The sequence below is a fragment of the Nonomuraea sp. NPDC003214 genome (assembly GCF_053590035.1).
Window position 1 is genome coordinate 384,043 of sequence record NZ_JBSFSX010000007.1, and the last position, 25,438, is coordinate 409,480.

Annotated in this window: 26 protein-coding genes; 6 read left to right on the forward strand and 20 right to left on the reverse strand. The window is 72.7% G+C overall.

Annotated elements, in window-relative coordinates:
• The first annotated feature begins 168 nt into the window (after positions 1-168).
• From ACWDXC_RS23790 to ACWDXC_RS23800, 3 genes are read left to right on the forward strand one after another with little or no spacing between them, the layout of a single operon-like run.
• Entirely contained in the window at positions 169-1,146 is a 978-nt protein-coding gene (locus ACWDXC_RS23790) for an AAA family ATPase (RefSeq protein ID WP_364172291.1), read from the forward strand.
• Entirely contained in the window at positions 1,143-2,390 is a 1,248-nt protein-coding gene (locus tag ACWDXC_RS23795) for a DUF58 domain-containing protein (RefSeq protein ID WP_219507281.1), read from the forward strand. The genes ACWDXC_RS23790 and ACWDXC_RS23795 overlap by 4 nt, the downstream gene beginning before the upstream one ends.
• Positions 2,387-4,810 carry a transglutaminase family protein gene (locus ACWDXC_RS23800; protein ID WP_449985444.1) on the forward strand — a complete coding sequence of 808 codons (2,424 nt, stop codon included), beginning with the start codon at positions 2,387-2,389 and terminating at the stop codon, positions 4,808-4,810. The genes ACWDXC_RS23795 and ACWDXC_RS23800 overlap by 4 nt, the downstream gene beginning before the upstream one ends.
• Positions 4,811-4,878: 68 nt before the next feature.
• Here ACWDXC_RS23800 and ACWDXC_RS23805 read toward each other — a convergent pair whose 3' ends face one another.
• The 3 genes from ACWDXC_RS23805 to ACWDXC_RS23815 form a co-directional block, all read right to left on the reverse strand.
• Positions 4,879-5,277 (reverse strand): DUF3040 domain-containing protein, encoded by a 399-nt coding sequence (locus ACWDXC_RS23805; protein ID WP_219507278.1) that lies wholly within the window; start codon positions 5,275-5,277, stop codon positions 4,879-4,881.
• A 202-nt stretch (positions 5,278-5,479) separates the two neighbouring features.
• The gene (dinB, locus tag ACWDXC_RS23810) at positions 5,480-6,721 is read right to left on the reverse strand and encodes a DNA polymerase IV (protein ID WP_219507277.1); all 1,242 of its coding nucleotides are present in this window, start codon (positions 6,719-6,721) and stop codon (positions 5,480-5,482) included.
• Positions 6,722-6,748: 27 nt separating this feature from the next.
• On the reverse strand, positions 6,749-7,507 hold the full coding sequence (locus ACWDXC_RS23815; RefSeq protein WP_219507275.1) for a methyltransferase domain-containing protein: 759 nt from the start codon (positions 7,505-7,507) through the stop codon (positions 6,749-6,751).
• 195 nt (positions 7,508-7,702) lie between these two features.
• On the opposite strand from ACWDXC_RS23815, the gene ACWDXC_RS23820 reads away from it, so the two are divergent.
• Both ACWDXC_RS23820 and ACWDXC_RS23825 read left to right on the forward strand, forming a co-directional pair.
• Positions 7,703-8,305 (forward strand): acyl-CoA-like ligand-binding transcription factor, encoded by a 603-nt coding sequence (locus tag ACWDXC_RS23820; RefSeq protein ID WP_449985449.1) that lies wholly within the window; start codon positions 7,703-7,705, stop codon positions 8,303-8,305.
• Positions 8,306-8,400: 95 nt separating this feature from the next.
• Positions 8,401-9,981 carry an MDR family MFS transporter gene (locus ACWDXC_RS23825; protein WP_449985452.1) on the forward strand — a complete coding sequence of 527 codons (1,581 nt, stop codon included), beginning with the start codon at positions 8,401-8,403 and terminating at the stop codon, positions 9,979-9,981.
• 68 nt (positions 9,982-10,049) lie between these two features.
• Here the strand turns inward: ACWDXC_RS23825 and nusB are convergent, their stop codons facing one another.
• From nusB to ACWDXC_RS23860, 7 genes are all read right to left on the reverse strand, one after another.
• The gene (gene nusB, locus ACWDXC_RS23830) at positions 10,050-10,460 is read right to left on the reverse strand and encodes a transcription antitermination factor NusB (RefSeq protein ID WP_219507271.1); all 411 of its coding nucleotides are present in this window, start codon (positions 10,458-10,460) and stop codon (positions 10,050-10,052) included.
• Between the two features lies 1 nt (position 10,461).
• Positions 10,462-11,022, reverse strand: a complete 561-nt coding sequence (gene efp, locus ACWDXC_RS23835; protein WP_449985455.1) for an elongation factor P — start codon at positions 11,020-11,022, stop codon at positions 10,462-10,464.
• A 25-nt stretch (positions 11,023-11,047) separates the two neighbouring features.
• Positions 11,048-12,085 (reverse strand): M24 family metallopeptidase, encoded by a 1,038-nt coding sequence (locus ACWDXC_RS23840; protein WP_449985458.1) that lies wholly within the window; start codon positions 12,083-12,085, stop codon positions 11,048-11,050.
• 38 nt (positions 12,086-12,123) lie between these two features.
• The gene (locus ACWDXC_RS23845) at positions 12,124-13,539 is read right to left on the reverse strand and encodes a protein kinase domain-containing protein (RefSeq protein ID WP_449985461.1); all 1,416 of its coding nucleotides are present in this window, start codon (positions 13,537-13,539) and stop codon (positions 12,124-12,126) included.
• 168 nt (positions 13,540-13,707) lie between these two features.
• Positions 13,708-14,991, reverse strand: a complete 1,284-nt coding sequence (locus ACWDXC_RS23850) for a dicarboxylate/amino acid:cation symporter (RefSeq protein ID WP_449985464.1) — start codon at positions 14,989-14,991, stop codon at positions 13,708-13,710.
• A 60-nt stretch (positions 14,992-15,051) separates the two neighbouring features.
• A complete protein-coding gene (locus ACWDXC_RS23855) occupies positions 15,052-15,159 on the reverse strand; it encodes a putative leader peptide (RefSeq protein ID WP_364172309.1) in 108 nt (35 codons plus the stop codon).
• Positions 15,160-15,199: 40 nt separating this feature from the next.
• Positions 15,200-16,240, reverse strand: a complete 1,041-nt coding sequence (locus ACWDXC_RS23860) for an LLM class F420-dependent oxidoreductase (RefSeq protein ID WP_219507266.1) — start codon at positions 16,238-16,240, stop codon at positions 15,200-15,202.
• An 81-nt stretch (positions 16,241-16,321) separates the two neighbouring features.
• On the opposite strand from ACWDXC_RS23860, the gene ACWDXC_RS23865 reads away from it, so the two are divergent.
• Positions 16,322-17,212 carry an endonuclease/exonuclease/phosphatase family protein gene (locus ACWDXC_RS23865; protein ID WP_357586589.1) on the forward strand — a complete coding sequence of 297 codons (891 nt, stop codon included), beginning with the start codon at positions 16,322-16,324 and terminating at the stop codon, positions 17,210-17,212.
• Here ACWDXC_RS23865 and ACWDXC_RS23870 read toward each other — a convergent pair.
• Genes ACWDXC_RS23870 through ribD form a run of 10 tightly spaced genes read right to left on the reverse strand, consistent with a single transcriptional unit; the run spans position 17,195 to position 25,367 of the window.
• Entirely contained in the window at positions 17,195-17,755 is a 561-nt protein-coding gene (locus ACWDXC_RS23870; RefSeq protein ID WP_449985467.1) for a nucleotidyltransferase family protein, read from the reverse strand. The two genes, ACWDXC_RS23865 and ACWDXC_RS23870, sit on opposite strands and share 18 nt — an antisense overlap.
• Positions 17,752-18,858: an XdhC family protein gene (locus tag ACWDXC_RS23875; RefSeq protein WP_449985470.1), complete on the reverse strand. Its 1,107-nt coding sequence runs from the start codon at positions 18,856-18,858 to the stop codon at positions 17,752-17,754. The genes ACWDXC_RS23870 and ACWDXC_RS23875 overlap by 4 nt, the downstream gene beginning before the upstream one ends.
• The gene (locus ACWDXC_RS23880; protein ID WP_449985473.1) at positions 18,851-19,918 is read right to left on the reverse strand and encodes a vWA domain-containing protein; all 1,068 of its coding nucleotides are present in this window, start codon (positions 19,916-19,918) and stop codon (positions 18,851-18,853) included. The genes ACWDXC_RS23875 and ACWDXC_RS23880 overlap by 8 nt, the downstream gene beginning before the upstream one ends.
• A complete protein-coding gene (locus ACWDXC_RS23885) occupies positions 19,911-20,801 on the reverse strand; it encodes an AAA family ATPase (RefSeq protein WP_449985475.1) in 891 nt (296 codons plus the stop codon). Before ACWDXC_RS23885 ends, ACWDXC_RS23880 begins: the two co-directional genes overlap by 8 nt.
• 18 nt (positions 20,802-20,819) lie before the next feature.
• Positions 20,820-21,272, reverse strand: a complete 453-nt coding sequence (locus tag ACWDXC_RS23890) for a PH domain-containing protein (RefSeq protein WP_219507260.1) — start codon at positions 21,270-21,272, stop codon at positions 20,820-20,822.
• 19 nt (positions 21,273-21,291) lie between these two features.
• Positions 21,292-21,762 (reverse strand): 6,7-dimethyl-8-ribityllumazine synthase, encoded by a 471-nt coding sequence (ribH, locus tag ACWDXC_RS23895; RefSeq protein ID WP_449985477.1) that lies wholly within the window; start codon positions 21,760-21,762, stop codon positions 21,292-21,294.
• Positions 21,759-22,976, reverse strand: a complete 1,218-nt coding sequence (locus ACWDXC_RS23900; RefSeq protein ID WP_219507258.1) for a bifunctional 3,4-dihydroxy-2-butanone-4-phosphate synthase/GTP cyclohydrolase II — start codon at positions 22,974-22,976, stop codon at positions 21,759-21,761. The genes ribH and ACWDXC_RS23900 overlap by 4 nt, the downstream gene beginning before the upstream one ends.
• Complete coding sequence (locus tag ACWDXC_RS23905) at positions 22,973-23,635, reverse strand: nicotinamide mononucleotide transporter family protein (RefSeq protein WP_449985479.1); 663 nt, start codon at positions 23,633-23,635, stop codon at positions 22,973-22,975. Before ACWDXC_RS23905 ends, ACWDXC_RS23900 begins: the two co-directional genes overlap by 4 nt.
• On the reverse strand, positions 23,632-24,222 hold the full coding sequence (locus ACWDXC_RS23910; protein ID WP_449985482.1) for a riboflavin synthase: 591 nt from the start codon (positions 24,220-24,222) through the stop codon (positions 23,632-23,634). Before ACWDXC_RS23910 ends, ACWDXC_RS23905 begins: the two co-directional genes overlap by 4 nt.
• Positions 24,222-25,367, reverse strand: coding sequence for a bifunctional diaminohydroxyphosphoribosylaminopyrimidine deaminase/5-amino-6-(5-phosphoribosylamino)uracil reductase RibD (gene ribD, locus ACWDXC_RS23915; protein WP_449985485.1), 1,146 nt, complete (start codon positions 25,365-25,367; stop codon positions 24,222-24,224). Before ribD ends, ACWDXC_RS23910 begins: the two co-directional genes overlap by 1 nt.
• Positions 25,368-25,438: the final 71 nt, after the last annotated feature.

The window sequence follows — 25,438 nt, forward strand, 5'->3', positions numbered from 1 at the left end:
GGCAATGCGACATGAACATGAACAACCTCTGGCTTCTCTGGAATATCCGCAAAAGTCGCTCCGGAACCCACAGAGTCGTAGGGTCGTACAGATAATGGAAAACAATGGCATGTCTCCCGCAAAGGCACCCTTGGGCGGGGCAGGCCGTCGCACCTCCATGGAGGCCTGGTGGCAGTAACCCATGACGTCCCTCCCCAGCTCGGCGAGCTTGTCTCCACCGCGCACCGGATCCGGCAGGCCATCGAGTCCGTGATCGAGGGGAAGAGCGACGCCGTCCGCCTGACGCTGACCGTCCTGCTCGCCGAGGGCCACCTGTTGATCGAGGACGTCCCGGGAGTCGGCAAGACCATGCTGGCCAAGGCCCTGGCGCGGTCCATCGACTGTCCCGTGCGCCGGGTGCAGTTCACCCCCGACCTGTTGCCCAGCGACATCACCGGTGTGAGCGCTTACAACCAGCAGACCCGGGAGTTCGAGTTCAAGCCCGGGCCGGTGTTCGCCAACATCGTGGTCGGCGACGAGATCAACCGCGCCTCGCCGAAGACGCAGTCGGCCTTGCTGGAGTGCATGGAGGAGCGCCAGGTCACCGTCGACGGCAGGACGTACGAGCTGGACGCGCCGTTCATGGTGATCGCGACGCAGAACCCGATCGAGATGGAGGGCACCTATCCCCTGCCGGAGGCGCAGCGCGACCGGTTCACCGCCAGGGTGGCGATGGGATATCCGGAGCCGACGGCCGAGCTGGAGATGCTCGACGTGCACGGCGGCACCTCCCCGCTGGACAAGCTGCAGCCGGTCGCGACCGAGGCGGAGGTGCGCGCGCTGATCGCGGCCGTGCGCGGGGTGTACGTGTCGCAGCCGGTCAAGAAGTACGCCATCGACCTGGTCGTGGCCACCCGCCACTCGCCGGACCTGCGGCTGGGCGCCTCCCCCCGGTCGACGCTGCAGCTCGTCCGCGCGGCCAGGGCGAACGCGGCGCTGTCGGGCCGCGACTACGTCATCCCGGACGACCTCCAGGAGCTGGCCGTACCCGTGCTGGCGCACCGGCTGCTGCCGAGCGTGGAGGCGCAGGGCCAGCGCAGACTGCCGGAGCAGGTGGTGGCGGAGCTGGTCAGGCGCGTGCCGGTGCCGGAGACCCGGGCGTCGTGAGAGCCGGACTGCGGGCGCTCACCTCGCGGGGACGCTCGTTCCTGGCCTCGGGGATCGCCGCGCTGGTGATGGCGTTCCTGCTGGGCGAGGACGACCTGTTCAGGATCGGCGTGCTGGTGACGGCGCTGCCGCTGCTGGCCGCCCTGGTGGTGGCGCGCACGCGCTACCGGCTGAGCTGCGCCAGGCGGCTGGACCCGGCCAGGGCGGAGGCGGGCGGCGAGGCCACCGTGACGCTGCGCCTGGAGAACGTGACCAGGCTGCCGACCGGGCTGCTGCTGATCGAGGACACCGTCCCGTACGCGCTGGGCGTGCGGCCCCGGTTCGTGCTGGACCGGGTGGAGGCCCGCGGCGTGCGGGAGATCGACTACAAGGTGCGCTCGGACCTGCGCGGCCGCTACCCGATCGGGCCGCTGTCCGTGCGGATCGCCGACCCGTTCGGCCTGGTGGAGCTGACCCGGGCGTTCACGATCACCGACACGCTGGTGGTGACGCCGCAGGTGGTGGCGCTGCCGCACGTACGGCTGTCGGGCGAGTGGACCGGCGGCGGCGACAGCCGCACCCGCAGCGTGGCGGCGGCGGGCGACGACGACGTCGCGCCGCGCGAGTACCGGCAGGGCGACGACCTGCGCCGGGTGCACTGGCGCTCGACCGCCCGCCACGGCGAGCTGATGGTGCGGCGCGAGGAGCAGCAGTGGCAGAGCCGCGGCGCGCTCCTGCTCGACACCCGCCGCTTCGCCCACCGCGGCGAGGGCCCGCGCTCCTCCTTCGAGGTGGCGGTCTCGGCGGCGGCCTCGATCGGCGTGCACCTGGCGCGTGAGGGGCTGGGCCTGCGGCTGGTCACCGACCAGGGCGCCGAGCACCTGACGGACACCGGGCTGAGCTGGTCGCTGCTGGACACGCTGGCGATGGTGCGCGGCAGCTCGGCCAGGTCGCTGGAGATGGGCGTCTCGGCGCTGCGGCAGGGCGGCGGCGACGGGCTGATCGTGGCCGTGCTCGGCTCGCTCGACCCCGAGGAGGCCCGCGAGCTGGCCCGGCTGCGGCACAGCGGCATCACCGCGGTGGCGGTGCTGCTCGACGTGGGCACCTGGGACGGCGGGCAGACGGAGAACTACGACGCCGTGCAGACGGTGCTGGCCGGGTACGGCTGGCGGATCGTCCGGCTGCCCGCGGGCGTCTCGATCGCCTCGGTCTGGCAGGACGCCGGCAGCCGCGGCAGGTACGTGCTCAGCGGAGGTTCGGCATGAGGCTTTCTGTGGCGTCCGCCGTGGCGACGTTCGCCGCGGCGATCCTGCTCTACCCGCTCTTCGACGGCGGCTCCTGGTTCTGGGCGTCGCTGGGCGCGGTGCTGGCGGTGATGGCGGCGAGCCTGGTGAGCGGGCGGCTGTCGCTGCCGTCGTGGGCGGCGGCGCTGGTGAGCGTGGCCGCGCTGGGCCTGTACCTGACGGTGTCCTTCACCGCCGAGGAGGCCTGGGCGCTGGTGGTGCCGACCAAGGAGTCGGTGCTGGAGCTGGCCGACCTGCTGACCACCGGCTGGGCCGACATCCAGCGCTACGCCGCGCCGGTGCCCGCCAACGAGCCCATCTCCCTGCTGACCTCCGGCGGCGTGGGCGTGATCGCGATCATCGTCGACCTGTTCGCCTCCCGGCTGCGGCGGGCGGCGCTGGCGGGGCTGCCGCTGCTGGCGCTGGCCACGGTGCCGGCCACGATCCTGGCCGACCCGATCAGCTGGCCGGCGTTCATCCTGGCGGCGCTCGGCTTCACCAGCCTGCTGATCGCCGACGGGCGCGAGCGGGTGGGGCACTGGGGCCGGGCGGTGCTGGTGCGCCGGACCCGCGCGGCCCAGCAGACGCCGCGGGCGGGCGGGCAGGCCGACACCAGCGGGCTGCGCCTGTCGGGCAAGCGCATCGGCTTCGCGGCGATCGCGCTGGCGGTGGTGGTGCCGGCGGCGCTGCCCGCGATGGAGCCGGTCTCCTTCTTCACCTTCGGCGTGGGCGGCAGCGGCTCCGGGCGGGGCAACTCGATCAGCATCCCGGACCCGATCGCGGACCTGAAGGGGCGGCTGGAGCTGCCGGAGCGGCGCACCGTGCTGACCTACACGAACAACGACAGCAGGCCGCGCTACCTGCGCATCTACGCGCTCGACACGTTCGACGGCGAGCAGTTCGGGATGACGCAGCCGCAGGGCGCTCCGGAGAACCGGACGGACAACGGCCCGCTGCCCCCGCCGCCCGGCCTCGGGCGTGAGGTGAAGGTGGCGGACGTCAGCACGCAGATCACGATGAGCGAGGAGATCTCCAAGCTGTCGTTCCTGCCGCTGCCGTACCCGCCGAGAGCGATCCAGGTGGACGGCGACTGGCGCGCGGACGTCAGCACGCTGATGGTCTTCTCCACCGTCGACGAGGCGGCCGGGCTCGAGTACCAGGTGCTGTCGGGCGAGCCGCAGGTCACCGCCGAGGTGCTCGACTCGCTGCCGCCGGGCGGCGAGGCGGCCGACCCGCGCTACCTGCAGCTGCCGGAGAACCTGCCGGAGGAGATCAGGGAGCTGGCCCGCCAGGAGACCAGGGGCGCCGAGACGGGCTACCAGCGGGCGGTGAAGCTGCAGCAGTTCTTCACCAGGACCGGCGGGTTCGTCTACAGCCTGGAGACGCAGGGGCACAGCAACTCGGCGCTGCAGGACTTCCTGCTGGCCAGCCGGGCGGGCTACTGCGAGCAGTTCGCGGCCTCGATGGCGCTGCTGGCGCGGGTCGTCGGCATCCCTTCACGGGTGGCGATCGGCTACACGGGCGGCACGCAGATCGGCGGCCAGTGGACGGTGGCGACCAACGACTCGCACGCCTGGCCGGAGCTGTACTTCGAGGGCGTGGGCTGGCTGCCGTTCGAGCCGACGCCGGCGGGGTCGGCGGGGCAGGGCAGCGCCCGGGTGCCCGCGTACACGATCCCGCAGACCCGCTCGACGGGCAGCGCAGATGAGCCGACGCCGGGCTCGTCGGGCAGCCCCGACAGCGAGGCGCTGGGCCCGCAGAACCGCCAGAACCCGCGTCAGCTCGACCGTGAGGCGGCGCTGCTGGCCAACGGCGGGGTGCCGCCGGAGGAGTCGACCCCGCTGATCGCGCAGATCGGCATCGGCGCGGGCGTGCTCCTGCTGGTGCTGCTCGTCCCGGCCGCGGTGCGGCTGTTCACCCGCAGCAGGCGGGTGCGCGCGCTCGGCTGGAAGGTGAGCGAGCCGTCGGACGAGGTGACGGCCCGGGTGGTGGCGAGCCGCCATCCGGCGGTCGCGGCCGCCTGGGCGGAGCTGGACGACGCGCTGTGCGACTACGGGATGGCGCGCGGGGCGAGCGAGACGCCGCGCGCGCTGGCACGGCGGCTGACGGAGCAGTACGAGTTCGACGCGGAGGCGGCGGCGTCGATCGCGGCGATCGCCTCGACGGTGGAGCGGGTGCTGTACGCCAGGGAGCCGGGCGAGATCGCGCCGATGGGCAAGGATCTGCGCCGGGTGCGCCAGGCGCTGGCGGCGACCGTGTCGCGGGCCAGGCGGGTGCGGGCGGTGCTGATGCCGCCCTCGACGATGCGCCGGCTGCGCGGCCTGGGCGAGGGCCTGCTGGACGGGTTTGACCGGCTGGAGAACATCAGGCTGCGCCGGACGGCGTCGCAGAAGGGCGCGTGACGAAACGGTCGTGCGGCCGCTCCCCTGGCTGGGGGCGGCCGCACGACCGTTTCACGGGCTGTTGAGGCTCAGCGCTCGTCGTGGCGACGGCGCCAGCGCTCCTCCATGCGTTCCATGAAGGTCCCCCGGTTTCCCCGGCGGGCCTGTTTGCCCGGAGCGGGGGCGCCGGGCGCCGGGGCGGAGTCGCCGCCGAACCCGTTCATGCGTTTCCAACTGGACAGACCCCACAGACACGCGGCGAGCATGACCACGAAACCGCCGACGCCGAGCGGGATCAGGTTGATCACAACGCCGACCATCAGCAGGACGACGCCGAGAGCAAAGCCGACGGAGGCTTTGATCAGGCGACGCTTGTAATGGCTGCGCGGGTCACTGATCCTTACGGTGTTGGCCCACTTCGGGTCCTCGGCGTAGAGGGCCTGCTCGATCTGGTCGAGCAAGCGCTGCTCGTGCTCAGAGAGCGGCACGGCGCCTCCCAAGGACGGCCCCTGGACGGGGAAGACGGCAACGGACGACACGGGGTGTCCGAACCTCGCGGTCGGTTATCCCCAGAATACGAGGCTGTAGACGTAGGCGAAAGCAAACGTCCAACGCAGACCAAACCGGAGGTGACGTCATGGCTTCATTCTGCGCCATATCGCCCTCCTCCCCGGAAGTCGTGACATCTCCTCACGCCTCCATTTCATCAAGTCTGCCCCGGACAAGCGAAGCCGGGAGCACCGCATCGGGGCCGAATCTGCGTACGGCCCGGTCCATGGCCTGCTCGGCCTCGCGCCAGCCGGTCTCCCGCTCACCCAGGCTGAGCTGGCGTGAGGCCGAATCGGCCGGGCGCAGGCCCTCCATCCGGACCCCCACGAGGCGCAGCCGCACCCGTTCCAGACCTGCCGCCTGGAACAGCTCGCACGCTGTGGCGTAAATCTCCTGGGCGACGTCGGTCGGCTCCTTGAGAGTCCGGGACCGGCTGATCGTGGAGAAGTCGGCTCGGCGCAGCTTCACACTTACAGTCCTGCCCACGTGTCCGGCCTTACGCATCCTGGCCGCGACACGTTCGGACAGTCTCAGCAGCTCACGCCTGATCACGTCGGGGTCGTCGACGTCCGCGGCGAAGGTCTCCTCGTTGCCGATGCTCTTGTCGGGGACGTGCGCGGTCACCGGCCGCTCGTCGCGCCCCCACGCCAGCGCCGCCAGGTGGCCGCCGACCGCCTGGCCGAGCTCGCGCTGCAGCGTGGACACCGGCACTCTGGCCAGGTCGCCGACGGTGCGGATGCCGAGGCGCACGAGCGACTGCTCGGTGCGCTCGCCCACGCCCCACAGCGCCGAGACGGGCAGCGGGTGCAGGAAGGCCACGACGTCGTCGGGCGGCACCACGAGCATGCCGTCGGGCTTGCACTGCTTTGAGGCGAGTTTGGCGATGAATTTGCTGCCCGCGACGCCCACCGAGCAGGTGATGCCGTAGCGCTCCAGCACCTCGGCCCTGATCCCGGCCGCGATCTCCGCGGGCGAGCCCAGCCGGCGCCGGGCCCCTGCCACGTCGAGGAACGCCTCGTCGGAGGCGATCGGCTCGACGAGCGGCGTGATCGCGTGGAAGATCTCCATCACGCCTCTGGAGACCTCGGCGTACTTGCCGTGGCTGGGCGGGATGATCGTGGCCTGCGGGCACAGCCGGCGCGCCCGGCTCATCGGCATCGCCGAGTGCACGCCCCGCGCCCTGGCCTCGTAGGTGGCGCTGAGCACCACGCCCCGGCCCGCGGGCGAGCCCACGATCACCGGCAGGCCGCGCAGCTCCGGCCGCTCCAGCAGCTCGACGCTGGCGAAGAAGGCGTCCATGTCGACATGCAGGATCGGGCAGCCGCTGTCGTCGCCCCCGGTCCGCGGAGCGGGGCCGATGCCGGTGATCTGCTTGCGAGACACGCCGCCGAGTCTATCCGAACAGGCGTTCTACGCCGAGGCCTTGTGGCCCAGCACGTGCAGCTGGGTCGCGATGTCGCGCAGCACCGGGTGGGCGGAGGCGGCCTGCTCCAGCGCCGCCAGCGCCTCGGCGGCGCCGGCCTCGCCGTCGACCAGCCGGCTGGGCACCAGGTCGGCGAAGACGCGCACCCCGTGCACCGCGCCCGGCCGGAACCCGGCCGAGGTCAGCAGCCCGGTCAGGGTCTCGCCGGTGAAGCGGCGGGGCGTGGGGTCGCGGTCGCCCCAGCTGCCCATCGGGTCGGCCAGCACGGCCCTGGCCTCGTCGAACTGCCCGGCCAGCGCCCGGTGGATGGCGCTGGCGACGGGGTTGGCGGCCAGCACGCTCACCGCGCCGCCCTCGCGCAGCAGCCCGGCCATCGCCGACAGCGCGCCGACCGGGTCGTCCACGTACTCGAGCACGCTGTGCGACAGCACCAGGTCGGCGCTGTCGCGGCTGAGCAGGTCGCCCAGGTCGGCGGCGTCGCCCTGCAGGCCGCGCACCTCCACGTCACGCTCCTTGGCCCGGCGCTCCAGCGCGGCCAGCGAGTCGGGGCTCGGGTCGACGACGGTCACGGTGTGGCCCAGCGCGGCCAGCGGCACGGCGAACCCGCCGGTGCCGCCCCCGGCGTCGACGATGTCGAGGGCCTCGCGTCCGGTGGCGGCGGCCAGCTCGGCCAGCACCGCCCGTAGCGCGTCCCAGACGACGGCGGTCCGCACCGCCGGGGTCCTCGTGACGCCTTCAGCACGCAACGTCGAGCCTCCCTCTTTCCACCGACCAGCCCAGCCTACGCCGTGCGCGCCGCCCTCCGCGCCCCCGGACGGCAGGCGCTTTCCCTCGGACGCGCCAACCGGGCCTTCGTCGGGAATGCGTACCCTGTGTGATCTGCCGTACTTCGCATCATGAAAGATTGCAGATCCTGAAATTTCTTCCCTACCCTGTTCGTTGTGACCACCGTGGACAGCAACGACGAGCTCAGCCGGAGGGACCGCAAGAAGCTCGAGACCCGCGCGGCGCTGGAGCGCGCCGCCCTGACGCTGGTCGCCGAGCGCGGCCTCGCGGGGGTCACGGTGGAGGACATAGCGGAGGCCGTGGACGTCTCCTCGCGCACGTTCTTCAACTACTTCCCGTCCAAGGAAGACGCCCTCATCGGCCGCAACCGGATGGTCGGCGCCGAGCTCAAGGAGCGGCTGGCCGGCGTCCCCGGCGACGTGCCCGCCCTCGACGCGCTGCACCTGGTGCTGCGCGAGCAGGCCGAGCAGGTGCAGGACCAGCGCGAGTGGTGGCTGCTCCGGCTGAGGGTGCTGGAGCAGAACCCGTCGCTCCTGCCGCACCTCGTCTCCGGCGGCGTCGAGACCGAGCTGGTGCTGACGGGCCTGCTCGCCGAGCGGGCCGGCGACGAGGGCTACGCCCACCTCGTCACGGCCGTCTCCATGGCGGCCTTCCGGGCCATGATGATGCGCTGGAGCGCCGGTGACGGGGTCCCCACGCTGACGGTGCTGCTCGACGAGGCGTTCACCCGGCTGGCCGAGGGCCTGTCCACGCCCTGACCCGCCCCGAAGACCCTCCCAAGACCTTCCCTGAACCATCGCCCGACCGCGCGGCGCCCGACCGGGGCGCCGCGTGTCCCTGCCTGAGAGGAAACATGACAACGACCAGCGCGCAGCCCGGACCCGAGGCCGCGCCCGCCGAGCGCACATCCCGGCGCAAGGTCCTGCAGGCTCTGTCAGGGCTGATGGTGGGCATGTTCGTGTCCATCCTGGCCTCGACCGTCGTGGCCAACGCCCTGCCCCGCATCATCACCGACCTGAACGGCTCCCAGACCGTCTACACCTGGATCGTCACCTCCGAGCTGCTGGCCATGACGGCCACGGTGCCGCTCTGGGGGAAGATGTCCGACCTCTACAGCAAGAAGCTGCTCATCCAGCTCTCCCTGGGACTGTTCGTCGCCGGCTCGCTCATCGCGGGCCTGACGCCGAACGTGGAGATCCTCATCGTCAGCCGGGTCGTCCAGGGCATCGGCGCGGGCGGCATGACGGCCCTGTCGATGGTCGTGATGGCGGCCATGATCCCGCCGCGCGAGCTGGGCCGCTACGCCGGCATCTTCGGCGCCGTGTTCGGCATCGGCACGGTCGCCGGGCCGCTGATCGGCGGCGTGCTCGTCGACACCTCCTGGCTCGGCTGGCGCTGGTGCTTCCTGTTCGGCGTGCCGTTCACGATCGTGGCCATCATCCTGCTGCAGCGCACGCTGAACCTGCCGGTGGTGCGCAAGGACGTGAAGGTCGACTACCTGGGCGCGCTGCTCATCACGGTGGGCGTCTCCACGCTGCTCATCTGGTCGTCGCTGGCCGGCCACCAGTTCGCCTGGGGCTCCTGGTGGACCGTGGGCCTCGTGGGCGGCGGCCTGATCGTCCTGGCGCTGGCCGTCTGGGTGGAGTCGCGGGCGCCTGAGCCGATCATCCCGCTGTACCTGTTCCGCAACCGCACCGTCACCCTCACCACCGTGGCGAGCGTGCTGGTGGGTGTGGCGATGTTCGGCGGCACCGTGTTCCTGTCGCAGTACTTCCAGGTGGCGCTCGGCAAGTCGCCGACCGTGGCGGGCCTGATGAGCCTGCCGATGGTGTTCGGCCTGCTGATCTCCTCGACCGTCGCGGGCCAGCTCATCACCAGGTGGGGCCGTTGGAAGGGCTTCCTGGTGGCGGGCGGCGTCACGATGCTCGCCGGGATGGCCCTGCTCAGCACCATCGACGGCAAGACCAGCACGGTGCTGCTCGGCGTCTACATGGCGGTGCTCGGCATCGGCGTCGGCATGCTCATGCAGAACCTGGTCCTGGCGGCGCAGAACGACGTCCCCGCGCACGACCTGGGCGTCACCACCTCGGCGCTGTCGTTCTTCCGCAGCATGGGCGGCACGATCGGCGTCAGCGCGCTGGGCGCGGTGCTGGCGAGCCAGGTGACGTCGCAGATGAAGGAGCGGCTCGGCCCGCTGGCCGCCGGTGGCGGCGGGGGCGAGGGCGCGGTCCCGGACATCTCCACGCTGCCGCCGCAGGTGGTGGCGATCATCCAGGACGTGTACGCGACGGCCACCGCCGACCTGTTCCTCATCGGGGTGCCGCTGACGGCGCTGGCCCTGGTGGCGGTGCTGTTTCTGAAGGAGAAGCCGCTCAACGACCTGTCGGGCGAGGAGCGCCTGGCCCAGGAGCGGGCCGTGGCTTCCGGCCACTGATCACGCGGGCCGCGGCCGGCCTCCGGGCCGGACGCGGCCCTCGCCGTCTTCGCCGGGGCGGCCCCGCGCTAGAGGGTCAGGCTGGGCTTGAGCTGCTTGAAGCGGGCCAGCAGCCCGTTGATGAACTGCGGCGACTCGTCCGTCGACAGCTCACCGGCCAGGTGGACCCACTCGCTGATGACGACGCCCTCGGGGACGTCGGGCATCCACAGCAGCTCGTACGTGCCGCCGCGCAGCAGGTTGCGGTCGACGGCGGGCATGCGTTCGAGGGTCCAGCCCTCGGAGTAGGTCGTGATGAGCTCGTCGATGCGGGCGTGGTGCCGGGCGACGCCCTCGACGATGGCCGAGGTGTATTCGTTGACCGGCGGGTCGCCCCGCTCCACCCGCTCGGCGAGGATCTTGAGCGGGTCCTCCGTGCGCAGTTCGGCCTCGAAGAGGATGTCGAGGGCGCGCCTGCGTGCTTTTCCTCGTGCCGACACCTCAGGCCCGGCCGAGGTACTCGCCGCTGCGGGTGTCGACCTTGACCCGCTCGCCGGTGGTGATGAACAGCGGCACCTTGATCTCGGCGCCGGTCTCCAGGGTGGCGGGCTTGGTGCCGCCGGTGGAGCGGTCGCCCTGCAGGCCGGGCTCGGTCTCGGCGACGGTCAGCTCGACGGCGGCGGGCAGGTCCACGTAGAGCGCGGAGCCCTCGTTGAAGGCCACCGTGGCGAGCGTGTTCTCCAGCATGTAGTTGGCGGCGTCGCCGACGGTGCGGCTGGGCACGTTGACCATGTCGTAGGTCTCGGTGTCCATGAACACGAAGTCGTCGCCGTCACGGTAGGAATACTGCATCTCGCGCTTGTCGACGTTGGCCACGTCGACCTTGACGCCGGCGTTGAAGGTCTTGTCGACGACCTTGCCGGACAGCACGTTCTTGAGCTTGGTGCGCACGAACGCGCCGCCCTTGCCCGGCTTGACGTGCTGGAACTCCACGACGGCCCACAGCTCACCACCGTCGAGCTTCAGCACCATGCCGTTCTTGAGGTCGTTGGTCGTCGCCACTCGTCATCTCCCGCGTGCGGCCGCTCTACAGAACGAGCAGCTCCTTGGTCGTCTTGGTGAAAAGTTCCGCGCCGCCCCCGCGTGTCACGACTGTGTCCTCGATGCGAACGCCGCCCCGGCCCGGGAGATAGACCCCCGGCTCGACGGTGATCGGAACTCGGTCCTCAAGTCTACCGGTACGCGAAGGGCCGAGGAACGGCTCCTCGTGGATCTCCAGGCCGACGCCGTGGCCGAGGCCGTGACGGAAGTGGTCGCCGTGACCGGCGGCCTTGATGATGTCGCGTGAGGCGGCGTCCACCTGCTTGGCCTCGGCCCCGGGGAGCACCGCCAGGCTGCCGGCCCGCTGCGCCTGGGCCACCAGCTCGTAGATCTCCCGCTGCCAGGCGGCGGGCTCGCCGAGGCTGACCGTACGGGTCATGTCGGCGTGGTAGCCCTGGTAGAGGGCGCCGAAGTCCATGGTGACGAGGTCGCCCGAGCGCAGCTCCCTGTCGGTGGGGGCGTGGTGGGGGACGGCGCCGTTCTCGCCGGCGGCGACGATGGTCTCGAAGGCGGGCTTGTCGGCGCCCAGCTCGATCATCCGGGCGTCGAGGAGGCGGGCCAGGTCGCGTTCGGTGACGCCGGGCCCGATGGTGCGGATGATGTCGGCGAACGCCTGGTCGGTGATGGCGCAGGCGGTGCGCAGGAGCTCCAGCTCGTCGTCGTCCTTGACCGCCCTGAGCCGTTCTACCAGGGGCTCCAGCGGGACGAGCCCGGCGCCGAGCCGGTGGTAGGTCGCCACGCTCATGCTGGCGGCCTCGATGCCGACGCCGGGGGCGGCGAGCTCGCCGGCCACGTCGGACGCCTCCACGGCCTCGACGTCGAGGCTGTGGGTCTTGTCGATGTAGCGGTTGTCGGTGACGAGCAGGGCCGAGCCGTCCGCCCTGATCAGGACGGCGGCGTTGGAGCTGGCCAGCCCGGTGAGGTAGCGGACGTTGACCGCCGAGGTGACCAGCATGGCCTCGACCCCGTGCGCGGGCAGCATCGCCGCGAGCCGGGCCCGCCGTTCCTGATGATTGACCGTCATTTCGCCAATGTACGCGTATCGAACATCGCCTCGGGCGCCTACTCCACACGCCATTCGCTCAGCCACTCCGGCAGCGGCCCCTCCTTGGCGATCTCGCCCTTCTCCTGGGCGCGCAGGAGGTCGCGCAGGACGCCGCGGACGTGGTCGCGCCCGGAGTCCTCGTGCCCCTCGGCGAACTTGCGTGCGGCCTTGGCGAGCTTCTCCTGGGCCTTGCCGGCGACGTGGGGGTCGATGCCGTTCAGCCGCATCTGGGCGGTCAGCGCGGAGCCGAACTGCCTGAGGTAGCCCTCCCAGCCGCCCGGCGGCACGCCGACGCCGACGGTGCCCTTGGGGTTCGCCCCGTCGGTCTCCCGCAGCGAGGTGGGCTCGCGTGCGGGCTCGGGGGTGGTGGTGGGGAAAGGTTCGACGGTGGGCATGGGCTCGGGCGTGGTGTCGGGCGTGCTGGTCACGGCGACCGACGGGGCGGGGGTGTTCTCGGCGACCGGCTGCTCGTCCCCGGAGGCGCCCCAGAGGATCATCACGACGGTGATGGCGACGATCGCGGCCAGGGCGGCGCCGAACTGGACGTACAGCCGCCGGTTGCCGCCGCCCCCGCCGCCCGGTGGCGGGGGCGCGAGCTCGGCCGCGTCGAAGACGGCCGTGTCACCGGCCCGCGGGGCGGGGGCCTGGAGCGGGGGCCGCGCGTGCACCTCGGTCGTGGGCGACGGCACGGTGGCGCGCGGCCTGGCGACGGCGGCCAGCGCCCGGCGTAGTGACTCGCCGCTGGCGGGACGGCGGCCGGGGTCGGCGGACAGCAGGGACATCACCAGCCGGTCGAGCTCCGCGGGCACGCCCTGGCGCAGCGCGCCCGGCGGCTGCCCGGCGGGCTTGTGGCCGGTGAGCAGCTCGTAGCAGACCACGCCGAGCGCGTACAGGTCCGCGGGCGGCCCGCCCTCCCCCTCGGGGGCCCGGTAGTGCGGGTCGCCGTCGCCGGGCGCCTGCTCGCCCAGGCCGAACCCGACGACCTTCAGCACTCCGCTGCCCGCCTGCCGGAAGCTGTGCGGGCGGACGTGCCCGTGCACCACGCCGGCCCGGTGCGCGGCGTCCAGCCCGGCGGCGGCCTGGCCGATCAGGTCGCACACCTCCACGACCTTCAGCGGCCCGCGCGCGGCCACTTCCTCGTCCAGGCTGGGCCCGGTGAGGAACTCCATCACCAGGAACGGCGCCCCCTCGTGGTCGCCCACGTCGAGCACCATGGCCACGTTCGGGTGGATGACCCGGGCGACGGCCTGGGCGTGCTCGCGCAGCACCTGGCGGGTGGCCGCGCCCTTGGCCCTGGCGCCCAGGACCTTGACCGCCACGGTCCAGTCGGCGCGGGTGTCGTAGCCGCGCCACAGCTCTCCCATCGGCCCGCTGCCGATGAGCTCGTCAAGCCGGTACCGGCCTGCGACCAGGGACGGCGTCGCGTCGGACATATCTCCGCCAATACTCACAACTCACCACTGCAGTTTCGGACCAACCATAGGCCCCACAGCCCCCGCCCGCCGCACATCCGGCCGTGCGCGCGGGAAGATCCGCCGTCCGGACGCAGCAAGAGGGCGGGGAGCCGGGGTGGCTCCCCGCCCTCGGGCGTCGATGTCAGGTCAGGCCGGGACCGGCTCCGGCGAGCGCGTGGCGGCGGGGGCGCCGGTGAGAGGCTGGGACGGGGCGTTGAAGACGGCCTCGTCCAGGCGGCCCTCCGAGCGCGCGACCAGCACCGGGACGACCATCTGCCCCGTCACGTTGGTGGCGGTGCGGATCATGTCCAGGATCGGGTCGATGGCCAGCAGCAGCCCGACGCCCTCCAGCGGCAGGCCCAGCGTGCTGAGCGTGAGCGTGAGCATGACGATGGCGCCCGTGAGCCCGGCGGTGGCGGCGGAGCCGACGACCGAGACGAACGCGATCAGCAGGTACTCCCCCAGCCCGAGCGGCACGCCGAACACCTGGGCCACGAAGATCGCGGCCAGCGCCGGGTAGACGGAGGCGCAGCCGTCCATCTTGGTGGTGGCGCCGAACGGCACGGCGAAGGAGGCGTAGTCGGCGTCGACGCCGTTGCGCTCGACGGTGACGCGCTGGGTCAGCGGCAGGGTGCCGACGGAGGAGCGGGAGACGAAGGCCAGCTCGATGGCGGGCCAGGCGTTGCGGAAGAAGCGGATCGGGCTGACCTTGCCCCAGACGGCGAGCAGCGTCGGGTAGACGGCCAGCAGCACGATGAAGCAGCCGATGTAGACGGCGGCGCTGAACTTGGCGAGCGGGGCGAGCAGGTCCCAGCCGTAGGTGGAGACGGCCTTGCCGATGAGCCCGGCGGTGCCGATGGGGGCGAGCCGGATGACCCACCACAGGGCCTTCTGGACCAGCTCGAGCACCGAGCGGCCGAGGTTGAGCAGGGGCTCGGCCTTCTCGCCGACGGCCAGCGCGGCGGCGCCGACCACCACGCCGAGGAACACGATCTGCAGGACGTTGACCTCGGTGAAGGCGGTGACGACGTTGGTCGGCACGATGCCGGTGACGAAGTCGAGCCAGGAGCCGGTGTTCTCGGGGGCCTTGGCGGCGCCGGTGTCGAGGGTGACGCCGCGGCCGGGGTTGACGAGCAGGCCGAGGCCGATGGCGAAGGCCACGGAGACGGCGGCGGTGACGAGGAACCACAGCAGCGTCTTGGAGGCCAGCCGGGCGGCGCCATTGACGTTACGCAGGTTGGCGACGCTGACGAGGACGGCGGTGAACACCAGCGGCGGCACCGCGAGCTTGAGGAGCTGGACGAAGAGCGCGCCGACCTGGGTCAGCGTCTCGGCGAGCCAGGCGACGTCCCAAATCCTGGCGACGAACCCGAGGGCCACGCCGAACACGAGGCCCAGCAGCAACTGCAGGGAAAAGCTGAATCTCTTCACGGAAAACAGAACTCCGGAGGTGGGAAGGGGTGTCTGGCGATCGAGCGCGGGAATGCGCGATCAGCGACAGAGCGAGCCCAGCACGCGGCACAGATCGATGTGCAGCCGCTCCACGAGCCGCACGATGATGACCGAAAACCTCACGGACGTCCCTAACAAGGGGCTCATTCGCCTTTATTCCAAGAACGAGCCCCTTGTCGGAAAACTTTCAGCCGGCGATCTCCTTGATCGTCTCGATCAGCCGCACCCGGTCCTCGTGCGTGCGGCCCAGCGGGGCGACGTTGAGCGTCGTCACGCCCGACTCCTTCATCGCGGCCACCCGGTCGCGCACGAAGCCCTCGTCGCCGATCAGCGACATCTTCTCCAGCAGCTCCTGCGGCACCAGCGCCGCCGCCTCGTCCTTCTTGCCGTCGAGGTAGAGGTCCTGGATCCGCTCGGCCTCCTTCTCGTAGCCGTAGCGCCGGGCCAGGTCGTTGTAGAAGTTCTTGCCCTTGGCGCCCATGCCGCCGATGTACAGAGCGGCCATCGGGCGGCCGAACTCCAGCAGCCCGGCCACGTCGTCGCCGATCGCCAGCGACGCCTGCGCGATCACGTCCAGCTCGCCCAGCTCCGGGTCACGCCTGGCCTTACCGGCGGCCAGCGAGGGGCCCCACACGTCGGCGGCCTTCTCCGGCATGTAGAAGATCGGCTCCCAGCCCTCGGCGAGCTCGGCGGTCAGCTCGACGTTCTTAGGGCCGATGGCGGCGACCACGATCGGGATGCGGGGGCGTACCGGGTGGTTGATGAGCTTGAGCGGCTTGCCCAGGCCGGTGCCGCGGTCGGCGGGCAGCGGCAGCGTGTAGTGCTTGCCGTCGTACTGGACGCGCTCGCGCCGCCACACCTGGCGGCAGATCTCGATGACCTCGCGGGTACGGCCCAGCGGCGCGGTGTAGGGGACGCCGTGGAAGCCCTCGATGACCTGCGGGCCGGAGGCGCCCAGGCCGAGCGTGAAGCGGCCGTCGGAGACGTAGTCCATGCCCGCGGCCGTCATCGCCAGCAGCGTGGGCGTGCGCGAGTAGATGGGCAGGATGCCGGAGGCGATCTCCAGCCGCTCGGTCCTGGCCGCGATGTAGCCCATCTGGCTGACGGCGTCGAAACTGTAGGCCTCGGCCACGAAGACGATGTCGAGCCCGGCCTTCTCGTAGTCGGCCAGCTCGGCGACCGTCTCCTTGAAACCGCCCGAGTAGTTCAGTGCCATCCCGATGCGCATGCCCGACTCCCCACCTACCGAATGATGTTCCGTTGCGATGGCGAAAGGCTATCGCAGCGGCGAGCCGCTAGCTTGGTCAGAATGTTGAGGAACGGCGTCGTCGTCGTGTCGGTCGTGGTCGCCGCGGCTCTGGCAGGACACCGGTTGATCCCCGTGCTGGGCGGGTTCACCCCCGTGATGGAGAGCGTGCTGCCGTGGATCGGGCTGGCCGTGCCCGTGCTGCTGCTGGCCGCCCTCGTGGCCCGGTCGGGGGTGGCGACGGCGGCGGCCCTGGTGCCGGGCGTGGTGTGGGCGGCGATGTTCGGCTCGACGCTGGTGCGCACGCCGCCGGGCGGGCCGAGCGACCTGGCCGTCGGCACCGTCAACGTGGGCGTGCGCAACGACGCCTCGGGAGAGGCGGTGCGGGCCGTCGCCGACGGCCTCGACCTGCTGGCCGCCCAGGAGCTCACGCCGGGCGGCCCGGCGGCCAAGCAGCTCAACAAGATGTTCAAGCACCGCTACCCGGTCAGCACGGTCGGCCTGTGGAGCCGCTACCCGATCACCGACAAGCGCCCGCTGGACGTGGGCATGGGCTGGCCCCGCGCGCTGCGTGCGGTGGTGTCGACGCCGAAGGGGAAGGTCACCGTCTACGTGATGCACCTGGCCTCGGCCAGGCCGGGCCACACGGCCTCGCGCGACGCCTCGCTGGCCCAGGCGCGCAAGCTCATCGACGCCGACCGCAGCGAGCGGATCCTGCTGCTGGGCGACCTCAACACGGCCACCACCGACCGGGGCATGCGCGGCCTGACGCCGCCGCTGACCGACGCGCAGGAGGTGGCCGGCGACGGGTTCGGCTTCACCTGGCCCGCCGAGTTCCCCATCACCAGGCCCGACCACATCCTGTTCCGCGGCATGACGGCGACGAAGGCGGGCGTGGCCCCGGCGACGGGCAGCGACCACCGGGCCGCGATCGCCTCACTCCGCCTGCAGTAGCCGCAGGTCCTCAGGCGTGTCGATGTCGGCCGGGTCGCCGGGGCAGGGCACCTCGGCGACCAGCTCGGGGTGGGCCTTCAGGAAGGGCCTGGCGCCCACGTCGCCCCGGGCCAGCTCGGCCACCCCGGCGAAGTGCGGGCGGGCGATCAGCACCGGGTTGCGGCGGCGGCCGTCGTAGGTGGCGACCGCGACGGGCGCGCCCGAGGCGATGAGCGCGCGCACCGCCTCCGGCCGCACGAACGGCTGGTCGACCAGCGCGACCACCACCGCCTCCGCCTCCTCGGGCAGCGCGGCCAGGCCGGTGCGCAGCGAGGAGCCCATGCCGCTCGCCCAGCCGGGGTTGCGCACGGTGACGGCCCGGCGCACCTGCACCGTGGCGGCGCCGAGCACGACGACGACCGGGTGGCAGCCGCCCTCCTCCAGCAGCCGGACGCCCCGGTCGACCAGCCGCTCGCCGGCGTGCTCCAGCAGCGCCTTGGGCCGGCCCAGCCGCGCCCCCTGCCCGGCCGCGAGCAGCAGCCCGGCCACCTTCGTGTACGTCATGGCGCCCCGCCGGAAGTGGTCTCGTGGTGAATGCGGCCCTCGGTGTGGGTGAGCGGCCTGCCGGAGCCGCCCCAGCGGAGCTGGATGAGCTCGGCGGCGATCGACACGGCGGTCTCCTCCGGGGTGCGGGCGCCCAGGTCGAGGCCGATGGGCGAGCGCAGCCGGGCCAGCTCGGCCTCGGTCAGCCCGGCCTCGCGCAGCCGCGCCAGCCGGTCCTCGTGGGTGCGGCGCGAGCCCATCGCGCCCACGTAGCCCGCCTCCGTGCGCAGCGCCACCTCCAGCAGCGGCACGTCGAACTTGGGGTCGTGGGTGAGCACGCAGACGACCGTGCGCTCGTCCACCGCGACGGAGGCGAGGTAGTCGTGCGGCCACCTGACCACGACCTCGTCGGCCTCCGGGAAGCGCTTGGGGGTGGCGAAGACGGGCCGGGCGTCACAGACGGTGACGTGGTAGCCGAGGAACTTGCCGACCCGGGCGACGGCCGCGGCGAAGTCGATCGCGCCGAACACCAGCATTCGCGGCGGCGGCGCGAAGGCGTGCACGAACACCGACAGGTCGTCCAGCCGCCGCTCCCCCTCGCCGCCGTAGTGGCGGATGGCGGTCAGGCCCTGGGCGAGCATGCCGCGGGCGTCGTCGTCCACGGCCTCGTCGAGCCGGCGCGGCCCGAGCGTGCCGGCCGAGCGGTCCGGCCAGACGACGCGGCGGGCGCCGATGCGGCCGGGGCCCGCCACGACGGTGGCGACGGCCACGGGCTCGTGCGCGGCGACGGACGCGGCGACCTCCCCCAGCTCGGGGAAGGTCTCCAGGGAGATCGGCTCGACGAGGACGTCGATGATGCCGCCGCAGGTGAGCCCGACGGCGAACGCGTCGTCGTCGCTGACCCCGTACCTCTGCAGGACGGGGGTGTCGATCTCGGCGGCGAGCTCGAAGACCGCGCCCTCGACGCAGCCGCCGGAGACGCTGCCGACCACCTCGTCGCCGCGCACCGCCATCGCGGCCCCGGGCGGCCGGGGCGCGCTGCTGAACGTGCTCACGACCGTCGCGAGCCCGAACCGCAGCCCCGATTCCCACCAGCGCATGATCTCCGGCAGCACGTCACGCATGGGCGAGCCTTTCGCTGAGTGCCTCGTAGGCGGCCAGGCTGTGCCCGGCCACCAGGTCGTCCAGGTACGGCAGGGCGGCCCGCATGCCTCCGGTCAGCGGCTGGTAGTCCTCGTACCCTTTGTGCGGGTTTACCCAGATCACCCGGTGGGCCTGGCGGGACAGCCGGGCCATCTGGGCGCCGAGCAGCGCCGGGTCGCCGCGCTCCCACCCGTCGGAGGCGATGACCACGATCGCGCCGCGGGCGCTGCGCCGAATCAGGAACTCGCGCAGCTCCTCCCCCAGCCGGGTGCCGCCGCTCCAGTCGGGGATGGCCCGCGACACCGCGTCGAGCGCCGTGCCGGGGTCGCGGTGGCGCAGCTCGGCGGTGACGCAGGTGAGCCGGGTGCCGACGGAGTAGACGGCGGTGACCCGTGGCCCGGTCCTGACCAGGGCGTGGGCGAAGCGCAGCAGCGTCTCGGCGTAGGGGCTCATGGAGCCGCTGACGTCCACGAACAGCACCACCCGGCGCGGCCTGACGGTGTGCCTGCGCCGCAGCAGCCGGGCGGGCTCCCCCGTCTTCAGCGCCTCGCGCACGGTGCGCCGCCGGTCGAGGCCGCCGCGCCGGGCGCGCTCGTGGCGGCGCGAGCGGCGGACCGGGCGGCGGCCGCTGAGCAGGGCGAGCAGCCGGTGCACCTCGGCGCGCTCGGCCTCGGTGAGGCGGGCCACGTCGCGGTGGCGCAGGATCTCGGCCCGGCTGGCGGTGGCGGGCGCGGCCTCCCCCTCGCCCTGGCGCCCGCCGTCCTCGGCGGCGGTGTGGCGGGTGACGGAGGTGGTCGCGGTCCGGCCAGGCTCGGCCCGGACGCCGCCGAAGAACGCGGCGAAGCACCGGTCGTAGCGGGGCAGGTCGTCGGGTCCGGCGCAGAGCGTCAGCCGCCCGGCCCAGTAGACGTCGCCGGGCGAGGTCAGGTCGAGGTGGTCCAGGGCGCGCAGCATGGCCTGGACCCGCTCCTGGTCGGCGGCCACGCCGGCGGCCCGCAGCGTGCGGGCGAAGGCCGTGACGGTGGCCGCCAGGTCATTCATGGGCGAGCAGCCCCTCGCCCAGGACGCGCTCGACGTCCTCGCGGTATTTCAGCGCCGCGCCGAGCGCGGCGGCGGCGCGGCCCGGGTCGAGCTCGCGGGCGCCTAGCGTGAGCAGCGCCTCGGTCCAGTCGAGCGTCTCGGCCACGCCGGGCGGCTTGACCAGGCCGGCCTCGCGCAGCCGCCGGGCGGCGCGGGCCACCTGGGCGGCCAGCGTCTCGGTGCAGCCGGGCAGCCGGCGCAGCAGGATCGCCACCTCCCGGTCGAAGCCGGGATGCTCCAGCCAGTGGTAGAGGCAGCGGCGCTTGAGCGCGTCGTGGACCTCGCGGGTGCGGTTGGAGGTGACCACGACGACGGGCGGGCTGGCGGCCCTGACGGTGCCCAGCTCGGGGATGGAGATGGTGAAGTCGGACAGCACCTCCAGCAGGAACGCCTCGAACTCGTCGTCGGCCCGGTCGATCTCGTCGACCAGCAGCACGCTCGGCTGCGTCTCCAGCGCCTTCAGCAGCGGCCGCGCGATGAGGAAGCGCCGGTCGTAGATCTCCCCTTCGAGCCGGGCGGCGTCGGCCACGCCGGCCGCCTCGGCGGTCTTGAGGTGCAGGAGCTGGCGGGCGAAGTCCCAGTCGTAGAGCGCCTGGGAGGCGTCGAGCCCCTCGTAGCACTGCAGCCGGATCAGCGGCGCGTCGAGCAGCGCGGCCAGGGTCTTGGCCAGCTCGGTCTTGCCGACCCCGGCCTCGCCCTCCAGGAACAGCGGCCGGCCCATCCGCAGCGCCAGGAACGCGGCGGTGGCCAGGCCGTCGTCGGCCAGGTAGTCGTGCCGGTCGAGCAGCGCGGCGAGCTCGTCCGGCGACGTGAGGTCCAGGGGCCTGATTGTCCGGCGCAGCACGCCTTCAGGCTACGCCGATCAGTCCTCGCGCGCCTCGCCGCGCTCGTGGATGAGCGCGGCGAGCTCGGCGGTGGCGCGGCGGGCCATCGCCTTCTCCGAGCCCTGGATTCCCATGGCGCCGATCGTGCGCCCGTCGGAGAAGTCGACCCTCGGCCAGGGCTCGCCGGGCAGCAGCGTCACGTCGATCACCTCGGGCCAGGTGTAGCGGTGCGAGCGCACCGCGTTGACCAGCGTGACGCCCTCGTCGTCGGCCTCCACCCGCACCCGGCCCAGCAGGTGGAGGACGAACGCCACCGCGCACCCGAACAGCACGATCGCGATCCGGTCGGGCAGCTTGAACGGATCGGCGATGAGGATCGCCATGACGACCGCCCCGATCACGACGAGCGTGGCGAATCCGTAGGCGACGATCCTGCCCCGGCGGGGACGCCAGGTGACGGGCAGGGGCGGAGGCGGCACGGGCTCAGACACGAGGGAAACCTACCGCAGGTCAGTGCAGGTCCCTCAGGAGGAGTGCGGTCTCCAGCGCGGCGATCGCCGACTCGTACCCCTTGTCCTCCTTGCTGCCGGGCAGCCCGGACCGGTCCAGCGCCTGGTCGAGCGTCTCGCAGGTGAGCACGCCGTTGCCGACGGGGGTCCGCTCGTCGAGCGAGATCCGGGTCAGCCCCGCCGTGACCGAGTCGCAGACGTACTCGAAGTGGGCCGTCTCGCCCCGGATGACCGCGCCGAGCGCCACGACGGCGTCGCAGCGGCGGGCCAGCGCCTGGGCGACCACGGGGATCTCCAGCGAGCCGGGCACGCGCACGACGGTGGCGGTGGCGCCGGAGTCGTCGCACGCCTGGACCGCCCTGGCCACGAGCTGGTCGGTGATCTTGGCATGCCAGCTCGCCGCCACCACGCCGACGGTCAGCCCCGCCGCGTCGGGCGCGGCCCCTGCCGCCGGCCGTCCTTCGCCGCTCATGACGCCTCCGAGATGTCGTGGCCGAGCCTGTCGCGCTTGGCCGTCAGGTAGCGCTCGTTGTGGGGGTTCATGGCCACCGGCATCGGCTCGCGGCCCAGCACCTTGATGCCGTAGCCGTCCATGCCGCGCAGCTTGGCCGGGTTGTTGGTGAGCAGCCGCACCGATTTCACGCCGAGGTCGGCGAGGATCTGGGCGGCGTTGGAGAACTCGCGCGCGTCGACCGGCAGCCCCAGCTCGACGTTGGCGTCCACGGTGTCGACGCCGCCGTCCTGGAGGCTGTAGGCCTTGAGCTTGGCCAGCAGGCCGATGCCGCGCCCCTCGTGGCCGCGCAGGTAGACGATCACCCCGGCGCCCTCCTCGGCGACGGCCGACATGGCGTTGCCGAGCTGCACGCCGCAGTCGCAGCGCAGCGAGCCGAACACGTCGCCGGTCAGGCACTCGGAGTGGGCGCGCACCAGCACGTTCTCGCCGTCGCCGAGGTCGCCGAGCACGAGCGCGACGTGCTCGCCGCCGTCGAGCGCGCTGGCGTAGCCGTACGCCTTCCACAGCCCGTACGTGTTGGGCAGGCTCGTCTCGGCGACCCGGGTGACCATGCTCTCGGTGCGGCGGCGGTGGTCGACGAGCTGCTCGATGGAGATGAGCGCCAGGTCGTGCTCGTCGGCGAAGACGCGCAGCTCGGGCAGCCTGGCCATGGTGCCGTCGTCGTTGACGACCTCGGCCAGCACGCCGGCGGGGCTGAGCCCGGCGAGCCTGGCCAGGTCGACGGCCGCCTCGGTGTGGCCGCGCCGGGCCAGCACGCCGCCCTCGTGGTAGCGCAGCGGGAAGATGTGGCCGGGCCTGACCAGCTCGTTCGGCTCGGTCGCGGAGTCGGCCAGGGTGCGGATGGTGCGGGCGCGGTCGGCGGCGGAGATGCCGGTGGTGACGCCGTCGCGGGCGTCGACGCTGATCGTGTACGCGGTCCGCAGCCGTTCGCGGTTCTGGAACACCATGAGGGGCAGGCCGAGCCGGTCGAGCTCCTTGCCCTCCATCGGCACGCAGATGACGCCGCTGGTGTGACGGATGGTGAAGGTCAGCAGCTCGGGGGTCGCCCGGGAGGCGGCGAAGATGATGTCGCCCTCGTTCTCCCGGTTCTCGTCGTCGACGACCACGACGGCCTTGCCGGCGCGGATGTCCTCCACGGCCCGCTCCACCGGGTCGAACCTGATCTCGCTCATGACGCCACCGCCAGTTCGGGACCGGCCGCGAGCCGGTATTCACGCAACCATTTGACGAAACCGATCATCACCAGCACGAAGAACACGCCGTAGACGGCGCCCGTGACGTACAGCCCGGTGCTGAAGGCCAGCGGGACGCCGACGAGGTCGACGGCGACCCAGACGATCCAGAAGTCGACCAGCGCCCTGCCCTGCGCCCAGGTGGCCACGGCGCTGCCGACGAAGATGTAGGCGTCGGCGGCGACCAGGAACGCGCCCTCGGGCAGCGGCTTGGCCGCGCCCCACGACAGCCCGGTGACGAAGAACAGCAGCCCGACGACGACGGTGCCGGCGAGCATGACGCCGGCCAGCGTGCCGCGCTCGCGGGCGGTGGCCGGGCGGACGGCGAGCTGCTTGCCGCCCTCGGTGCCGCGCCGCCAGGCCCACCAGCCGTAGACCGCCAGCGCGCCGAACAGCACCTGCTTGAGCGCGTTGCCGGCGAACCCGGCGTTGACCGAGGCGATGAGCAGCAGCACCGAGCCGGTGAACTGCACCGGCCAGGTCCACATGGATCTGCGCATCGCCAGCAGGACGGTGGACAGCGCGGCGACGTTGCCGACCAGGTCCGTCCAGAGCACGTGTGTGCCGAACACCTCGAATCCGGCTTCAGCCCAGTTCACTGTCTGGCCACCAGCCTTTCCACATACTTGGCGATCACGTCGACCTCGATGTTCACCAGGTCGCCCACCTGGCGCTCGCCCATGGTCGTCAGCCGGAGCGTGGCGGGGATGAGGCTCACGCCGAAGCTTCCGTCGTCAACAGTCGTGACCGTGAGGCTGATTCCGTCGATGGCGATCGAGCCCTTCTCGGCCACGTAACGGCTGAGCGGCTCGGGGAGCGAGAAGCGCAGGTCGTCCCAGTTGTCGCCGGGGCTCCTGGACAGCAGCGCGGCGGTGCCGTCGACGTGGCCCTGCACGATGTGGCCGCCGAGCCGCTGGTCGGCGCGGACGGCGCGTTCGAGGTTGACCGCCGAGCCCTCGGTGAGGACGCCGAGGGAGCTTCGGTCGAGCGATTCCTTGACCACGTCGACGGTGAAGACGTCGTCCTTGACGTCGACGACCGTCAGGCAGACGCCGTTGACGGCGATGGAGTCGCCGTGGCGCGCGTCGGAGGTGACGAGCGCGCCGCGCACGGTCAGCCTGGCGGCGTCGCCGGCCCGTTCCAGGGCGACGACCTCGCCCTTCTCCTCGATGATTCCGGTGAACATCACTTCTCCCTGCTGTTCTCTGCGAGCTGCGGCCGGGCGACGATCTTCAGGTCCGGCCCGATGCGGGAAATCTCCTCGAAGCTCATGCGGTGCGCCCGCGCGATCGTGGCCACCCCCGCCTCGCCCAGCGCCGCGGCCCCCGCTCCGAGGAGGGCCGGCGCCACGTACGCCACGACGCGGTCGACGAGGCCCTGGGCGAGGAACGCTCCCGCCAGGGTGGGCCCGCCTTCCAGGAACACGCTGACGACGTCGCGCGCGGCGAGTTCCTTGAGCAGCGCCGCCAGGTCCAGCCCGGCGCCGTGGCGGGGCAGGGGCAGCAGGCCGGCGCCCCGCGGGGTGGTCACGCCCTCGGCGACGGCGACGAGCGTCGGCGCCTCGCCGTCGAGCACCCGCGCGCCGGGCGGGGTGCGGCCGGAGGGGTCGACGACGACCCGCAGCGGGGTCCGGTCCGGCGAGCCGTCGCCGGGGCTGCCAGGAGGGCGGCCGGGGGGACGGCCGGGGGGACGGGCTGTCAGGCGGGGGTCGTCGGCCAGCACGGTGCCGACGCCCGCGACGATCGCGTCGCTGCGGGCGCGCATCCGGTGCACGTCGGCGCGCGCCTCGGGCGAGGTGATCCACTGGCTGGTGCCGTCGGCGGCGGCGGATCGCCCGTCGAGGGTGGCGGCGTACTTCCAGGTGACGTGCGGCCGGCCGAGCCTGGCGAAGGTCAGCCACTCGGCGTTGACCCGTTCGGCCTCGGCGGCGAGGAGCCCGGTCTCGACGGCGACCCCGGCGGCGCGCAGCCGGGCGGCGCCGCCGGCCGCCCGCGGGGTGGGGTCGGGCACGGCGACGACCACGCGGGCCAGGCCGGCCTCCAGCAGCGCCCGGCTGCACGGCCCGGTCCGCCCGGTGTGGTCGCAGGGTTCCAGCGTCACGTACGCGGTGCCGCCGCGGGCCCGCTCGCCCGCCTCGCGCAGCGCAACGACCTCGGCGTGCGGGCCGCCCGCGTACGGGTGGGACCCCTCGCCCGCCACCCGGCCGGAGGCGTCGAGCACGACGCATCCCACCACGGGGTTGGGGCTGGTGCGGCCGTGCCCGAGTGCGGCCAGCTCGATCGCGCGCGCCATGTGGACGGCGTCATCGCCGTCGTGGGCGGTGTGGTCCACCCCCGGCCTCCTACTCGCCAGTAGCTCCAAGCCACGGCGGGCCCCGGGGGGACAAGCGGTGCGCGCACGCA

Excerpts from the sequence above, each read along its gene's own strand:
- ACWDXC_RS23800 (WP_449985444.1), top strand. The coding sequence starts at position 2,387 with ATGAGGCTTTCTGTGGCGTCCGCCGTGGCGACGTTCGCCGCGGCGATC.
- ACWDXC_RS23825 (WP_449985452.1), top strand. The coding sequence starts at position 8,401 with ATGACAACGACCAGCGCGCAGCCCGGACCCGAGGCCGCGCCCGCCGAG.
- ACWDXC_RS23840 (WP_449985458.1), bottom strand. The coding sequence starts at position 12,085 with ATGACGGTCAATCATCAGGAACGGCGGGCCCGGCTCGCGGCGATGCTG.
- ACWDXC_RS23845 (WP_449985461.1), bottom strand. The coding sequence starts at position 13,539 with ATGTCCGACGCGACGCCGTCCCTGGTCGCAGGCCGGTACCGGCTTGAC.
- ACWDXC_RS23855 (WP_364172309.1), bottom strand. The coding sequence starts at position 15,159 with ATGAGCCCCTTGTTAGGGACGTCCGTGAGGTTTTCGGTCATCATCGTG.
- ACWDXC_RS23860 (WP_219507266.1), bottom strand. The coding sequence starts at position 16,240 with ATGCGCATCGGGATGGCACTGAACTACTCGGGCGGTTTCAAGGAGACG.
- ACWDXC_RS23865 (WP_357586589.1), top strand. The coding sequence starts at position 16,322 with ATGTTGAGGAACGGCGTCGTCGTCGTGTCGGTCGTGGTCGCCGCGGCT.
- ACWDXC_RS23870 (WP_449985467.1), bottom strand. The coding sequence starts at position 17,755 with ATGACGTACACGAAGGTGGCCGGGCTGCTGCTCGCGGCCGGGCAGGGG.
- ACWDXC_RS23875 (WP_449985470.1), bottom strand. The coding sequence starts at position 18,858 with ATGCGTGACGTGCTGCCGGAGATCATGCGCTGGTGGGAATCGGGGCTG.
- ACWDXC_RS23880 (WP_449985473.1), bottom strand. The coding sequence starts at position 19,918 with ATGAATGACCTGGCGGCCACCGTCACGGCCTTCGCCCGCACGCTGCGG.
- ribH (WP_449985477.1), bottom strand. The coding sequence starts at position 21,762 with ATGAGCGGCGAAGGACGGCCGGCGGCAGGGGCCGCGCCCGACGCGGCG.
- ACWDXC_RS23900 (WP_219507258.1), bottom strand. The coding sequence starts at position 22,976 with ATGAGCGAGATCAGGTTCGACCCGGTGGAGCGGGCCGTGGAGGACATC.
- ACWDXC_RS23910 (WP_449985482.1), bottom strand. The coding sequence starts at position 24,222 with ATGTTCACCGGAATCATCGAGGAGAAGGGCGAGGTCGTCGCCCTGGAA.